The organism is Actinomadura oligospora ATCC 43269 (genome assembly GCF_000518265.1).
GTDB classification, from domain to species: Bacteria; Actinomycetota; Actinomycetes; order Streptosporangiales; family Streptosporangiaceae; genus Spirillospora; species Spirillospora oligospora.
Window position 1 is genome coordinate 595,573 of the sequence record NZ_JADG01000004.1, and the last position, 14,687, is coordinate 610,259.

Consider the following 14,687-nt stretch of genomic DNA (forward strand, 5'->3'; position numbering starts at 1 on the left):
ACAGACGGGAAATCGCGGAACGCGTTGAATGTTCATGCAGAGCAGTGCATACTCTTCCTATGTCCAAGGTGCTCTCCTCCCTGCCCGTCGGTGAACGCGTCGGGATCGCCTTCTCCGGCGGCCTCGACACTTCGGTCGCGGTGGCCTGGATGCGCGAGAACGGCGCGGTGCCCTGCGCGTACACGGCCGAGCTGGGCCAGTACGACGAGCCCGACGTCGCGTCCGTGCCCGGCCGCGCCACGCTCTACGGCGCGGAGGTCGCGCGCCTGGTCGACTGCCGCGCCGCCCTCGTGGAGGAGGGCCTGGCCGCGCTGGCCTGCGGCGCGTTCCACATCCGGTCCGGCGGTCGCGCCTACTTCAACACCACCCCGCTCGGGCGGGCCGTGACCGGCACCCTGCTGGTCCGCGCCATGCTCGAGGACCGGGTGCAGATCTGGGGCGACGGCTCCACCTTCAAGGGCAACGACATCGAGCGGTTCTACCGGTACGGCCTGCTCGCCAACCCGTCGCTGCGGATCTACAAGCCGTGGCTGGACGCGGCGTTCGTCGGCGAGCTCGGCGGCCGGCAGGAGATGTCGGAGTGGCTGACCGAGCGCGAGCTGCCCTACCGGGCCAGCGCGGGGAAGGCCTACTCCACCGACGCCAACATCTGGGGCGCCACGCACGAGGCCAAGGCCCTGGAGCACCTGGACGCGGGCGTCGAGACGGTCGAGCCGATCATGGGCGTCCGGTTCTGGGACCCCGCGGTCGAGATCCCCGCCGAGGACGTCACCGTCGGCTTCGAGCAGGGCCGTCCGGTCACGATCAACGGCAAGGAGTTCGGCTCGGCCGTCGACCTGGTGCTGGAGGCCAACGCGGTCGGTGGACGGCACGGGCTCGGCATGTCCGACCAGATCGAGAACCGGGTCATCGAGGCCAAGAGCCGCGGCATCTACGAGGCTCCCGGCATGGCGCTGCTGCACGCCGCCTACGAGCGGCTCGTCAACGCCGTCCACAACGAGGACACGATCGCCACCTACCACAGCGAGGGACGGCGGCTCGGGCGGCTCATGTACGAGGGCCGCTGGCTCGACCCGCAGGCGCTGATGCTGCGCGAGGCGCTCCAGCGCTGGGTCGGCTCGGCCGTGACCGGCGAGGTCACGCTGCGGCTGCGGCGCGGCGAGGACTACTCGGTCCTCGACACCACCGGACCCGCGCTCAGCTACCACCCGGACAAGCTGTCCATGGAGCGCACCGAGGACTCGGCGTTCGGCCCGGTCGACCGGATCGGCCAGCTGACCATGCGGAACCTGGACATCGCCGACTCCCGCGCCCGGCTCGAGCAGTACGCCGGGATCGGCGTGGTCGGCGCGTCCCACCCGGCCGTCCCGGGCGGCGCGGGCACCGCGCTGATCGGCCCGATGCCGGAGGGCGGCGCGGAGTCCATCGCCTCGCGCGGCAAGGCCACCGGCGGGGACGAGCTGCTCGACAGCGCCGCCATGGAGTTCGGCACCGACTGACCCGCGAGGCCGCCCCTTCAGAACCTGCCCACCCAGGACGACCGGTGCCACGTTCCCGCCCCGCGGGAACGTGGCACCGTCGTGTTCCAGGTCGCCGTCCAGGCGCGTTCGGGTAGCCGCCCCGGCGCGTCCGGGGTGCCGTGCAGGCGGGTTCGGGTCGGCGGTTCCGGGCGCGTTCGGTGGCGTCAGTTCGGGGCGGGGTCGAGCCAGCCCTGCGTGGCGGCGTGCCAGCCGAGTTGCATGCGCGTCTGGACGCCCGCGAGGGCCATCAGCCCGGCGATGCGGCGCTGGACGGTCCGCAGCGAGATCCCGAGCTGCTTGGCGACGGCGTCGTCGGTGTAGCCCGCGAGCAGCAGTTCGAGGAGTTCTGCGTCGGTCTCGTCCAGCGGGGTCGCGGCGCGGGCGCCGGGGGCGTCCTCGCCGTGGGCCGGGGTGCGGATCGGGGTGGCCCGCATCCACTCGGCCTCGAAGAGCGCGAGCAGGGCGTCCAGCAGCGCGGACTCGTGGACGACGAGCGCGCCCGCGCCGTCGGGTCCGGGGGTGGCGAGGATCGGCAGGAACGCGGCGCGCCGGTCCACGATGATCAGCTTGAGCGGGACCGTCCCGACGAGGCGGACCCGCTCGCCCTCCGGGATGGTCGCGAGCGCCGCCTGGATCCCGCCCTGCTCCTCCAGCGCGGCGCGCTCGGCGACCACCCGGTAGCGGACGCCCCGCGCGAGCGCGGCCTGCTCGGCGGCGGTGTTCTCCGCCGCGCTGACCGCCGTCGCGGGCGCCTTGACGAACGCCAGCACCTCGCTCTCGGCGCCCATCTGCAGCAGCCGGAACCGCTCGGCGACCTGCCGCTGCCCCTGCACCACGTCGATCAGGCCGGAGATGCCGCGGCGGGCGGAGGCGGCCTGGTAGACCTCCTGCAGCGCGTCGATCTGGAGCTCGGCGCGCTTGATCTCGTTGCGCTGCTCGACCAGCAGCGCGCCGAGCGCTGCGGCGGGCGGCGCGGCGACGAACCGGGCGAGGTCCTGGCTGTCGTGGGAGGCGAGGCCGCGCCGTTCGAGGGTGGTGAGCAGCGCGCGGGTCTCGGCGGCGGAGAGCCGCAGCCGGACGGCCAGCTCGGCCGCGGACGCGGAGGGGACGGCGATCAGCTCGCGGTAGGCGAACGTCTCGTCGGGGGTGAGTCCGAACACGCGGTCAGCATCGCAGGTGTCCCTGGCGCGTCCGCGCCAAACCTGGCCAAGGCGTGATGACGGGAACACGCCATGACGCATAACCGCCACGATCTCCGTATTGAGGGTGTCGGGGTCCCGCCATGATCCTCGGGGTGATCACCCGTAGCCCCCGGAGGTTCCCTTGAGAACACCCTCCCGCGGCCTGCCGGCGGCCCTGCTGCCGGTCGCGGTCGCCCTCGGGGTCGGCGTCGCGTCCCCCGCGCTCGCCGCCACACCCGCCGCACCCACCCCCTCCCCCGCCCCCACGACCCCGAAGACCGCCGACGCCCGCGCCACCGCCTCGGTCACGCTGATCACCGGCGACGTCGTCACCCTCGGCGCCACCCCGGACGGAAAGGCCGTCACCACCGTCGAACCCGCGCCCGGCTCGACCGGCGGATCCGAGACGCAGTCGGTCGGCCGCGACACCTACGTCATCCCGGACGCCGCCCGTCCGCTGCTGGCCGCGGGCAGGCTCGACCGGGAGCTGTTCAACGTCAGCAAGCTCGTCCGGTTCGGATACACCGACAAGGCGGGCGCCGGACTGCCGCTGATCGCCCTGTACGGCGGACGGGCCGCCCGGTCCGTCCCGGCGGGCGCGGCGAAGAAGCGCGACCTGCCGAGCATCAACGGCGCCGCGATCCAGATCGGCAAGGGCCAGGCCAGGGCGTTCTGGACGTCGATCGCCCCGGCCGCGAAGGGCGTCGCGCCACGCGCTCTGGCGGGCGGTCTCGGCAAGGTCTGGCTGGACGGCAAGGTGAAGGCGTCCGACGAGGTCGGCAACCCGCAGATCGGCGCGCCCGAGGTGTGGCAGAAGGGCCAGAAGGGCTCGGGCGCGACGGTCGCCGTCCTCGACACCGGCCTGGACGTCACGCACCCGGACATGGCCGGACGTGTCGCCGACGGCAGCACCTCGTTCGTCCCCGGCCAGGACATCACGGACAGGATCGGGCATGGCACGCACGTGTCGTCCACGATCGCCGGGACGGGCGCGGCCTCGGGCGGCAAGCAGTCCGGTGTCGCGCCCGAGGCCAGGGTCGTCATGGGCAAGGTGCTCGGCGACGACGGCTACGGCCAGGACTCGTGGATCATCGCGGGCATGGAGTGGGCCGCGTCCAAGGCCCGCGTCGTCAGCATGAGCCTCGGCGACCCGAGCGTCACCGTCGCGGGCGACCCGATGGCGCAGGCCGTGGACCGGCTCAGCGCGCAGACCGGCTCCCTCTTCGTCATCGCCGCGGGCAACAGCGGCGGCGAGGGCACGGTCAGCAGTCCCGGCTTGGCCGACTCGGCGCTGACCGTCGGGGCCGTGGACGCGAACGATGAGCGCGCCTACTTCTCCAGCATGGGCCCGCGCGGCGGCGACCACGGCATGAAGCCCGACATCGCCGCGCCCGGCGTGGACATCATCGCCGCACGCTCCAAGGACTCGCCCGGCAGCGGCAGCTACGTGCGGATGAGCGGCACGTCCATGGCGACGCCGCATGTCGCGGGGGCCGCCGCGATCCTCGCCCAGCAGCATCCGGACTGGAAGGCCCCGCAGCTCAAGGCTGCCCTCATGTCCACCTCGACCGAGCTGAAGGGCGCCTCCGCGTTCGAGCTCGGCTCCGGGCGGCTCTGGCTGCCCGGCGCGGTCGGGGACGTGTCCGCGACCGGCTCGCAGTTCTTCGGCTTCGACGCGTGGCCGCACACCGGCGTGGACCCGGTCACGAAGACCGTCACCTTCACCAACGGCGGCGACACCGCGCGGGACCTCAAGCTGAGCGCCCACGCGACCGGCGCGGACGGCAAGGACGCCGGGGACCTCTTCAAGCTGTCCACGACGCAGGTGACCGTCCCGGCGCACGGCACCGCCGACGTGAACGTCACGGCCGACGCGGACGACGCGCCGGGCACCGGGAACTTCACCGGCCAGGTGGACGCCGCCGACCAGGACGGCAAGGTCGTCGCGCACACGGCCCTCGGCCTGGTCAGGGAGGACGAGCGCTACAACCTGGACATCAGGCTGACCGGCCGCGACGGCAAGCCCATCGGCGGCGACCTCGCGCTGTACCGGTACGGCGACCAGTTCGTCCAGATGGTCACCGCCGACCCGGCCACGGGCGCGGTGCCCGAGTTGCGGCTCGCCCCGGGCGTCTACTCGGTGAGCGGGAACGTCGCGGTCGCGGGCGACCACGGCCCCGGCTCGCAGGGCGTCGCGTTCCTGAGCGCCCCGCACCTGAACCTGGCCAAGGACACCACGCTCACGCTGGACGCGCGCAAGGCGGCGCACATCACCGTGAGGACGCCGAAGCGGTCGGTCGCGGACTACCGGCGGATCGGGTCATTCCACGACTCGGGCATCGGTGGACAGTTCGCCACGTTCTCCACGACCTACACCGCCCCGCCCAGCGTGGACGACCTGTACGCCCTGCCGACCGGCAAGGTCGGGGGCGGGAAGTACGACTTCGCGGTCCGCTACCGGATGACCAAGCCGTACCTGGCCGTGTCCGGAACGGCCGGGATCGGCGGACTCGACCCGCTCTACTTCCAGGGCTCGGTGCGCCTGGACGGCAAGGTCGACCTGCCGGTCGTGTCCGCGGGGAAGGGCGGCGCGGACGAGTACAAGGGCGTCCAGGCCAAGGGCGCGGCCGTCGTGATCACCCGGAGCGACACGGTCGGCCCGGACGAGGCGGTGGCTGCCGCGCAGGCCGCCGGAGCGGCGTTCCTGCTGGTCGCGAACGACCGTCCGGGGCGGTTCACGAACTACCTGGGGTCCGGGCTCCCTGTCGCGTCGGTGACGCAGGCGGAGGGCGCGCGGCTGCTCGCGGGCGCGGCGAAGGGCGCGCGGCTCGTCGGCTCGGCCGTGGAGTTCGCGCCGTACAAGTACGACCTGAGCAGGTCGTATCCCGGTGGCATCCCGTCCGGGCTCGGGTGGGACGTCCGTGACGAGACCCTCGCCCGGGTGGACGAGCGGTTCGTCGGCGACCCGAAGAGCGTCGCGTTCGAGTCGCGCGGCGACTGCCGCGACTACCAGTGGCCGCCGTGCCAGGGACCGTTCGACCCGCAGGGCCTCGGCCGCGCGCGCGTGAGCTACCTGTCCACCGAGCAGGGCAACACCTGGTACGACGACGCGCAGACCGCGGACGGCTGGGGACAGCGCTACGAGAACCGCGCCTACACCCCCGGCACGTCGAAGCTGGACTGGTTCGAGCCGGTCACCCGGCCGCGCCTCGGCCAGGGCTTCTGGGGCCCGTTCCAGAGCGCCGACTTCTTCCAGGTGAACGTCCCGACCGACGGCGGCACGCTCACGACGGGCGCCGACGACCGGTCGCAGATCGCCTCGCGCCTGTTCCAGAACGGCACGCTGGTCGCCAAGTCCAGCTCGCAGGCGATCCAGAGGTCCGTCCCGCACGTGGACGGACCGGCCCACTACCGCTTCGAACAGGACACGACGAACACGTCCCGGCGTCTCTCCACCGCCACGCACAGCGCGTGGGAGTTCGCGACGACCAGCACGGACGCCAAGACGCTGCTGCCGCTGCTCCAGCTCGGCTACAACGTCGGCACCGACCTGGGCGGGAACGCGAAGGCGGGGACGCGCGGCGCCCTCGGCCTCACCACCTGGCAGCAGCCGGGCGCGGTCGGCGCGGGCAAGAAGGCCACCGAGGCCACGCTCGAGGTGTCCTTCGACGACGGCGGGACCTGGCAGCGGGTACCGCTCGCCCGCAGCGGCTCCGCATGGCAGGGCAGCGTCTCCTACCCGAGGACCCCCGGCGCGTTCGTGTCGCTCCGCGCCACCGCGCGCGACGACGCGGGGAACACCGTCAAGCAGGAGGTGATCCGCGCCTTCGGCCTGAGCTGATCCCTGAGCCGGTCCTCTGAGCCGGTCCTCTGAGCCGGTCCTCTGAAGCGCGCGCAAAGCCCGGTCGGACTTCCCCCCAAGTCCGGCCGGGCTTCGCCGTGTCGGCGGGCGGACGCGCCGGGGCGTCGGTCAGAATGATCACATGTATGTTTGCGCTCATGCTTAAGCGTTGACAGGCTGGACGGCGCGGCCCGGACGAGCACCACGGGCCACAGGGACGGCGGGGAAGCCACGTGAACGGATCGATCCGATGCTGACCGGGCTCGGCGCGGGGGCGCTGCTGGGCGGGCTGACGCTGGCCGGGGCGCTGGTGGACGGCCTCGGACGCGGCGGCCCCGGCCTCGTGCTCGGGATCTGCCTGGTCGTCGGCTCGCTGCTGGCCGTGTCCCTGGTGGACCCGCGGTTCGTCCGGCTCGTGCTGCCCATGCCGCCGCTCGCCTACGCGGTCGCGGCCCCGTTCGCGGGACTCGTCGGGGACGCCGGGCAGATGGACGACCCGGTGGGCCTGGCGACCGCCGCGGGCCGCTGGCTCAGCGCCGGTTTCGTGGCGATGGCGTCGGCGACGCTGCTGGTCGCGGCGGTCACCGTGGTACGGACGACCACCACGCGGGCACGCTGAGGACACGGGCACACGACGCACGCACGGGCGCGCCGCCGTCGACAACCGGCCGTCGGCCGTCGGCCACAGGTCGTCGGCCACAGGTCGTCGGCCACAGGTCGTCGGTCAACGGCCAACGGCCAACGGCAAGCGGCAAGCGGCAAGCGGCAAGTGGCGCGAGCCGACCGGGAGGGGAACAGTGGGACCGACCGCGCACCGGGGCGGCCCGGACCGTCCGCCACGACGCGGGTCGGCGGGACGCGCGTCCGCGAGCGGATCACGGACGGGGCGTTCCGGAGGCGGCGCGCCGCCGCGGGGACGTCCGGACGCGCCCCGGAGGCGTCCACCGGACCGTCGCCGCCAGACCCCGCGGGAACGGGCGCTGAGGACGGCGGGGAACGTGGCGTACGCCGTCGCGTGCGCCGCCGCCGCCGTGATCCTACTGGCGGGCGGAGTGTCCTACTTTGTCCTGAACGGCCTGCGCGGGCTCGGCTCGTCGCACGCGATCGGGAACGGCCCGAAGTCCACCGACGGCGCGACGAACATCCTGCTCATCGGGCTCGACTCGCGGAAGGACCAGAACGGCGACCCGCTCCCGAAGGCCGTCCTGAGGCAGCTGCACGCGGGGAGCGCGCGCGGCGTGAACGAGGAGGGCGTGGGCGGCTACAACACCAACACCCTGATCCTGCTGCACGTCCCGGACGACGGCGGCAGGGCGACCGCGTTCTCCATCCCGCGCGACGACTACGTCGAGTACGCCGACGCGGTCGGGCCGCAGCAGCGCGGCAAGATCAAGGAGGCGTACGGCGTCACCAAGGCGTTCACCGAGGAGAAGCTCCAGGCCAGGGGCGAGACCGGGAGGCACCGGCTGGAGCACGACGGGCGCGAGGCGGCGCGGAAGGCCACGATCTCGACCGTCCGGCGGCTGGTCGGCGTCCCGATCGACCACTTCGCCGAGGTCAACCTCGCCGGGTTCTACGACCTCGCCACCACGCTCGGCGGCGTGGACGTCTGCCTCAAGCACCCCGTCCGGGACCACTACTCCGGCGCGGACTTCCCCGCCGGACGGCAGCACCTGAACGGCTCGGAGGCGCTGGCGTTCGTCCGGCAGCGCCACGGCCTCGCCAACGGCGACCTCGACCGGACGCACCGCCAGCAGGCGTTCCTCGCGGCGGTCGCGCACAAGCTCAAGCAGGACGGGATCTTCGGCGACCTCGGCCGCATGCGGGGCCTGTACAAGGTGGCCCAGAAGGACGTCGTCATCGACTCCGGCTGGGACGTCCTCGCCTTCGCGCAGCAGGCCAAGAGCCTGACCGGCGGGAACGTCGAGTTCCACACGCTGCCGATCGAGGGCTTCGACACCATCAACCAGCAGTCGGTCAACCTGGTGAACCCCGGGAAGATCCGCGCGATGGTGCACGACACGCTCGACCCGCCGAAGCACACCCCGGTCCCGGCCGCGAGCGACGTCGGCGGCGCCGCGAAGGCGACCGTGGACGTGCTGAACGGCGGCGCTCGCGCCGGGCTGGCCGCCCAGGTCGCGGGCGCGCTGTCCCAGGACGGCTACACGACCGGGCAGGTCGGGAACGCCGCCCCGCGTGCGCGCACGAGCGTCCGGTACGGCGGGTCGTCGCGGGCCGCAGGCAAGAAGATCGCGCGGATGTTCGGGGTGAAGGCCGTCGCCGACCCGTCGCTCCCGGCGGGGACGGTGCGGATCGTCCTCGGACCCGCGGCCGACGTGCCGTCCGTGACGTCGTCGGGCGAGCACCGGCCCGCGCCGGCCGCGACGCTGCCGACGACCGGTGCGCAGGGCGGCGCGGTCCAGGGCGGCGGAATCCCCTGCGTCGACTGACACCGTGCCGAGCGCGGGCCCGCGCTTGACCCCGCCGTTGCCCACGGCACTGGCCAACAGGCCCTGACATGCGAGAACGTGGACGGATGGACGACGAGGCAGCTCCGGACTTCCCGCGCGCCTGGATCGAGTTCGCCGACCCGGCGGACGCCGAGCAGGTGTTCCGCTGCGACCTGACCTGGCTGACGTCCCGCTGGAACTGCCTGTTCACCGGCGGGTGCCAGGGCATCGTCGCGGGGCGCGCCAGCGACGGCTGCTGCTCCCTCGGCGCGCACTTCAGCGACGAGGACGACGAGAAGCGCGTCGCGGAGCACGCCGCGCGGCTCACCCCGGAGGCGTGGCAGTTCCACCGCACCGGGACGCGCGACGGGTTCACGGCGTCCACGCCGGGCGGCGGACGGCGCACCCGCGTCGTCCAGGGCGCGTGCGTCTTCCTGAACCGGCCGGGGTTCGAGGGCGGGGTGGGGTGCGCGCTCCACGCGCAGGCCGTCCGGGACGGCCGCGAACCACTGGAGTACAAGCCCGACGTGTGCTGGCAGCTGCCCATCCGGCGCACCTTCGACTGGCGGGACCGTCCGGACGGCACCCGCGTCCTCGTCGTGTCGATCACCGAGTACGAGCGGGGCACGTGGGGATCGGGCGGGCACGACCTGCACTGGTGGTGCACGAGCGCGCGGTCGGCGCACCACGCCGCCGACCCGCTGTACGTGACCTACCGTCCCGAGCTGGTGGAGCTCATGGGCGAACCGGCGTACAAGGTGCTGGTCGACATGTGCGAGAACCGCCTCGCCGCGCCCCTCCCCCTCGCCCCGCACCCCGCCGACCCCGCGACCTAGGACTGGCCGACGGCGGCCTAGGGCTGGACGACGGCGCGTCCGCGCAGGTCGCCCTTGTCGAGCCGGGCGTACGCCTCCTCGACGCGGTCGAGCGGGAACACCTCCACGTCGTTGCGCACGACGCCGCGTTCCGCGAGCGCGACGACCTCGTGGACGTCGGCGATGCTGGACCCCTGGAAGGTGAACACCTCGCCGTCGCGCGGCAGCCCGCCGAACCACGGCGCGCGCAGCCTCCCGCCGGACGCCCCGACCAGCCCGAACGCCCCGGCCGGGCGGACCATCGCGACCCCGGCCGCGATCGTGACGTCCACGCCGACGAAGTCGAGGACCGCGTCCGCGCCCCGGCCGCCGGTCAGCTCCGCGATCCGCGCGGCGGTGGCGTCGTCCACGCCGGGGACCGCGTCGTCCGCGCCGAGCTCGCGGGCGAGATCCAGGCGGGCCGGGTTCGCGTCGACCGCGACGACCCGCGCGCCGCTCAGCGCCCGGAGGAACTGCACGGCGAACGCGCCGAGCCCGCCCGCGCCGATCACGACGGCCGTCCCGTCCGGGTGGACGCGCGGCAGCGCCCGCCGGACGGCGTGGAAGGCGGTCGCGCCCGCGTCGGTGAGCGGCCCCGCCGTCGCCGGGTCGAGCGAGCGCAGCGGAACCAGCGCGCGGACGCCGTCCACGAGGACGTACTCGGCGAGGCCGCCGTCCCTGCCGTACCCGCGCCCGGCGAGGCCCTCCGGGCACGAGGCGTCCAGGCCGCGGGCGCAGTACCAGCACGTCCCGCAGGACGACGGCGACACCAGCGCCACCGCGTCCCCCGGCCTCACGCCCCCACCGGTCGCACCCGCGCCGCCTCCGGCCGCCGCACCCGCGTCGGCCCCGGCCGTCGTGCCCGCGCCGTGTTCGGCCGTCACGTCCGCGCCGAGTTCGACGACGTGGCCGGCGGTCTCGTGGCCGAGGGTGAAGGGCGTGCGCCAGCCGAGGGCCTCGCCGATCTCCGCGGGCATCCGCATCATCGTGAAGTCCGAGTGGCAGAGCCCGCATCCGGTGACCCGCACGAGGACCTGCCCTGGTCCGGGGCGCGGGACGTCCACGTCGACCAGGCGCGGGGGCTCCTGCGGGCCGGTGGTCCGGAACGCCCTCATCGGTCCCTCCCGGGGTGCGGCAGGCGGCCCAGCCTAGCGCTCGCTCGGGCGCGTCAGCACTCGGCGCAGGCCGGGCAGGGCGCCTCCGTCATGGTCGCGGGTCTTCCGCCGCGCACGTCCCCGCCGAGGCTGATGACGCGCCCGACGCCGAGGCAGGCCCGGCATCCGGGCATGATCTCCGCGCCGAGTTGGTCCCACACCGGGGTGTAGGCGCGTCTGGGGGCCGGTGGCCGCCCGCCGCCGTTCTCGTTGATGCGTCCGAAACCCCGACAGAAGAAGCAGGCGAGCCGGAACGGCCCGAGACGCTGTTCCCCGCCCCCGTCGCAGGCGGGACAGTCCTTCCGGTCATTCACACCCTGCACTTGCCCCGGTAATCCGTTGCGGGAACCGAAAATGACCATGGATGGGGAAACCCCTCTGCGTCGGTAGGGTCCCCTATCCCCCGCCCGGTCTCGCGTGGGGCCGTGAAGGGCCCGCGTCCGGCCCCTAGGCTCGGCGGTCATGTGGGAGCAGCTCGCACGACTGCACGACGAGTACCTCGCCGGGATTCCCGAGCAGACCCTCATCATGAAGATCGCGGAGGAGTTCGGCGAGGCCGTCCAGGCGTACATCGGCGTGACCGGCCAGAACCCCCGCAAGGGCGTGCACGGCAGCCGCGACGACGTCCGGCGGGAACTGGCGGACGTGCTGGTCACCGCCGGAATCGCGCTGATCGCGATGTCGGACGGCGACGCCGCCGAGGCACGCGCCGCCCTGGACGAACGCCTCGCCGCGGTCACCTCGCGCGCCGGCCTCTAGCCCCGAGCGCGGCAATTTCCGGTTCTCGACCCGACGCCACTGTGACACAGGACACCTTCCATACACCTACCCCCTATGGGTATTGTCCTCGGCAGTCATCCGAGCTGAGGAGCATGCAGTGGGTAATCAGGAGCGCATCGTCGTGGTCGGCGCGTCGCTGGCGGGGCTGCGCGCCGCGGCGACCCTGCGCGAGGAGGGGTTCGCGGGCGCGCTCACCCTCGTCGGGACCGAGCCGCACCGCCCGTACAACCGGCCGCCGCTGTCCAAGAGCGTCCTGGAGGGCGACGACGACGTCAGCCTGCCCGGCTCCGAGGAGATCGACGCGGAGTGGCGGGGCGGGCGCAGCGCCGTCCGGCTCGACGCCGAGGCCCGGACCGTCACGCTGGACGACCGCGCGGAACTCCCCTACGACGGCCTGGTGATCGCCACGGGCGCCCGTCCGCGCCGCCTGCCCGAGGAGCAGATGGCCCTCGCGGGCGTGCACGTCCTCCGCACCATCGACCACGCGCTGGAGCTGCGGAAGGCCCTCGCCGACGTCCAGGGACGCGTCGTCGTCATCGGCGGCGGGTTCATCGGCGGCGAGGTCGCCTCGACCATCCGCGCGGCGGGCCACGAGGTCACCATCGTGGACGCCGCCGAGCCGATGGTCCGCGTCCTCGGCCGGACGGTCGGCTCCTGGCTCGCGGACCACCACCGCGCCAACGGCGTCGAGCTCGTCACCAACACCCGCGTCGCCGAGCTGGTCGGCGAGGCGGGCCGCGTCACCGGCGTCCGGCTGGACGACTCCCGGGTCGTCGCGGCCGACCTGGTCGTGGTCGGGGCGGGCGTCGCGCCGAACACCGAGTGGCTCGAGGGCAGCGGCCTCCACGTGGACGACGGCGTCCTGACCGACTCCCGCCTGTTCGCGATCGGCCACGGCGACATCGTCGCCGCCGGGGACGTGGCGCGCTGGCCGCACGCCACGTTCGGGCACGAGACCGTCCGGATCGAGCACTGGTCGAACGCCAACGAGCAGGGCGCCGCCGCCGCGCGGAACCTGCTGCGCGGCCCGTCCGAGGCCGTCCCGTTCGGCCAGGTCCCGGCGCTCGGCACCCGCGTCCACGGCACCCGCCTCCAGTACGCGGGCCTCCCCCACCTCGCGGACGCGAGCACCGTCGTCACCGGCTCCCCCGAGGACGGCAAGTTCTCCGTCGCCTTCACCCGCGGCGACGTCCTCGTGGGCGCGGCCACGGTGAACTTCCCCAAGGAGCTGACCCGCCTCCGCAAGGCCATCGAGGCGGGCGAGTCCCTCTGACCGCCACACCCGGACACGGCGGCCAGACCGGGACAGCGGCCCGGTCTGGCCGTCGCCATGTCCGCCCTGGTCAGCGGCTCTCGGCGGCTTCGACCACCGCACGGGCGGGGGCCTCGGCCCGGACGGCGGCACGGCGGCGGGGCTCGGTGAGCATCACCGAGACGAGCACCGCTCCGAGCGCGCTGACGGCGGCGAGCCCCCAGAGGGTCAGGTGCAGGGCGTGGGTGAAGGCCGCCGCCAGCACGGCGCGGTCGCCGCCGCCCAGGTCCCCGGCGGCGACGCTCGCCGCCAGGTGGTGCGACGGGACGCGTGTCCCGACCAGGCTGACCAGGACGGCCCCGAAGACGGCGATGAAGATGGCCTCGCTGCCGAGGCGCATGGTGTTGAGGAACCCGGCGGCCATCCCCGCGCGGGCGGGCTCGACGATGCTCATCGCGAGCCCGTCGTTGATCCCGAAGGACAGTCCCGCGCCGAGCCCCACCAGGATCAGCGGCCCGGCGATGACCCACGTGGACGACCCGGGCTCGATCACGGTGAGCCAGGCGTCACCGGCGGCGAACATCAGCAGCGACGCGCCGATCAGCGCCCGCGCGGACGCGCCGCGCGTGACCAGCGCCCCCGCCACCGGCGGCGCGACCAGGACGGGCCCGGTGAGCAGCAGCATGACCGTCCCGGCGCGTCCGGCGGACATGCCGCCCGCGCCGACCAGGTACGTCGGCAGGTAGGTCAGCAGCGTCACGAACCCGAACGTCGTCACGACCGGGACGAGGCAGAGCGCGAGGAACCGCCGGTCGCGGACGAGCGTCAGGTCGAGCAGCGGCGACGCCTTCCGCGCCTGGAGCCTCGCGAAGAGGACCAGCAGGACCACGCCACCGGCGAGCAGCCCCAGCACGGCCGGGCCCGTCCACCCCCACTGCGGCCCCTGGACCGCGCCCAGCACCAGCGCGCCCAGCGCGGCGACGAACATCACCGCGCCCGTCACGTCCATCCGGGGACGCTCCGGCGCGCGCGACTCCGCCACGAACCCGACGCCGCACAGCGCCACGAGCAGGATCACCGCGTGCAGCCCGAAGGTCGCGCGCCAGCCGAGCCCGCCGACCAGCCACCCGGACAGCGTCGGACCGGCGGCGAGGCCGAGCCCCGCCGCGCTCCCCAGGGCCGCGAACGCCCGGGTGCGTGCCGCCCCGTCGAACGTGGTGGCCAGGATCGCGCCACCGCTGGCGAACACCCCGGCTCCACCGGCGCCCGCCACCGCGCGCGCCAGGTCCAGCGCCACGATCCCGGGCGCGAACGCGGCGGCGACCGACCCGGCCGCGAACAGCGCCGCCCCCGTGGCGAACACCCTGCGCCGTCCCACAAGATCGGCCGTGGTGCCCGCGACCAGCAGGAACGCGGCGAACACGAGGTTGTAGGCGTTCATCACCCACTGCAGGGGCGCGCCGGAGGTGTCCAGCGCCGTCCCGATCCTGGGCAGCGCGACGGCCGCTCCCGAGATCGACATCGGCACCGTGGCGAACGCCGCGAGGACCACCACAAGGGTGATCACCGGACGGGACGGTCGGTTCGGACTACTGGCCACAGACCCACTCCAAGCAGCTCCATCGGCGGCCCCTGTGGCCACCGAGGGGATAGTG

At 74.0% G+C, this 14,687-nt stretch carries 11 protein-coding genes; 7 read left to right on the plus strand and 4 right to left on the minus strand.

Going from position 1 to position 14,687, the window contains the following annotated elements; translation table 11 throughout:
* Window positions 1–59 precede the first annotated feature (59 nt).
* The gene (argG, locus tag P696_RS0107315) at window positions 60–1,499 is read left to right on the plus strand and encodes an argininosuccinate synthase (protein WP_026411819.1); all 1,440 of its coding nucleotides are present in this window, start codon (window positions 60–62) and stop codon (window positions 1,497–1,499) included.
* Window positions 1,500–1,684: 185 nt separating this feature from the next.
* Here argG and P696_RS0107320 read toward each other — a convergent pair whose 3' ends face one another.
* Window positions 1,685–2,680, minus strand: a complete 996-nt coding sequence (locus P696_RS0107320) for a helix-turn-helix domain-containing protein (RefSeq protein ID WP_026411820.1) — start codon at window positions 2,678–2,680, stop codon at window positions 1,685–1,687.
* Between the two features lie 163 nt (window positions 2,681–2,843).
* Here P696_RS0107320 and P696_RS0107325 point away from each other — a divergent pair, with 163 nt between their 5' ends.
* From P696_RS0107325 to P696_RS0107340, 4 genes are all read left to right on the plus strand, one after another.
* A complete protein-coding gene (locus tag P696_RS0107325; RefSeq protein ID WP_026411821.1) occupies window positions 2,844–6,542 on the plus strand; it encodes a S8 family serine peptidase in 3,699 nt (1,232 codons plus the stop codon).
* 250 nt (window positions 6,543–6,792) lie between these two features.
* Entirely contained in the window at window positions 6,793–7,161 is a 369-nt protein-coding gene (locus tag P696_RS0107330; RefSeq protein ID WP_026411822.1) for a DUF6542 domain-containing protein, read from the plus strand.
* Between the two features lie 379 nt (window positions 7,162–7,540).
* A complete protein-coding gene (locus tag P696_RS0107335; RefSeq protein ID WP_026411823.1) occupies window positions 7,541–8,992 on the plus strand; it encodes an LCP family protein in 1,452 nt (483 codons plus the stop codon).
* An 86-nt stretch (window positions 8,993–9,078) separates the two neighbouring features.
* Window positions 9,079–9,828, plus strand: coding sequence for a DUF3109 family protein (locus P696_RS0107340; protein WP_026411824.1), 750 nt, complete (start codon window positions 9,079–9,081; stop codon window positions 9,826–9,828).
* Window positions 9,829–9,845: 17 nt separating this feature from the next.
* On the opposite strand, the gene P696_RS0107345 is transcribed toward P696_RS0107340, so the two are convergent.
* Both P696_RS0107345 and P696_RS0107350 read right to left on the minus strand, forming a co-directional pair.
* Window positions 9,846–10,961, minus strand: coding sequence for a zinc-binding dehydrogenase (locus P696_RS0107345; protein ID WP_026411825.1), 1,116 nt, complete (start codon window positions 10,959–10,961; stop codon window positions 9,846–9,848).
* A gap of 53 nt (window positions 10,962–11,014) precedes the next feature.
* On the minus strand, window positions 11,015–11,314 hold the full coding sequence (locus P696_RS0107350; RefSeq protein WP_026411826.1) for a hypothetical protein: 300 nt from the start codon (window positions 11,312–11,314) through the stop codon (window positions 11,015–11,017).
* 148 nt (window positions 11,315–11,462) lie between these two features.
* Between P696_RS0107350 and P696_RS0107355 the strand changes: the two genes are divergently transcribed.
* Both P696_RS0107355 and P696_RS0107360 read left to right on the plus strand, forming a co-directional pair.
* Window positions 11,463–11,759 (plus strand): MazG-like family protein, encoded by a 297-nt coding sequence (locus P696_RS0107355; protein ID WP_026411827.1) that lies wholly within the window; start codon window positions 11,463–11,465, stop codon window positions 11,757–11,759.
* A 118-nt stretch (window positions 11,760–11,877) separates the two neighbouring features.
* Complete coding sequence (locus P696_RS0107360; protein WP_026411828.1) at window positions 11,878–13,053, plus strand: NAD(P)/FAD-dependent oxidoreductase; 1,176 nt, start codon at window positions 11,878–11,880, stop codon at window positions 13,051–13,053.
* A gap of 70 nt (window positions 13,054–13,123) precedes the next feature.
* On the opposite strand, the gene P696_RS0107365 is transcribed toward P696_RS0107360, so the two are convergent.
* Entirely contained in the window at window positions 13,124–14,599 is a 1,476-nt protein-coding gene (locus P696_RS0107365) for an MFS transporter (RefSeq protein ID WP_245627545.1), read from the minus strand.
* Window positions 14,600–14,687 lie beyond the last annotated feature (88 nt).

What these genes read in the sequence shown, in the direction of transcription:
- argG (WP_026411819.1), top strand. Translation starts at nt 60, where the DNA reads ATGTCCAAGGTGCTCTCCTCCCTGCCCGTCGGTGAACGCGTCGGGATC.
- P696_RS0107330 (WP_026411822.1), top strand. Translation starts at nt 6,793, where the DNA reads ATGCTGACCGGGCTCGGCGCGGGGGCGCTGCTGGGCGGGCTGACGCTG.
- P696_RS0107340 (WP_026411824.1), top strand. Translation starts at nt 9,079, where the DNA reads ATGGACGACGAGGCAGCTCCGGACTTCCCGCGCGCCTGGATCGAGTTC.
- P696_RS0107345 (WP_026411825.1), bottom strand. Translation starts at nt 10,961, where the DNA reads ATGAGGGCGTTCCGGACCACCGGCCCGCAGGAGCCCCCGCGCCTGGTC.
- P696_RS0107355 (WP_026411827.1), top strand. Translation starts at nt 11,463, where the DNA reads ATGTGGGAGCAGCTCGCACGACTGCACGACGAGTACCTCGCCGGGATT.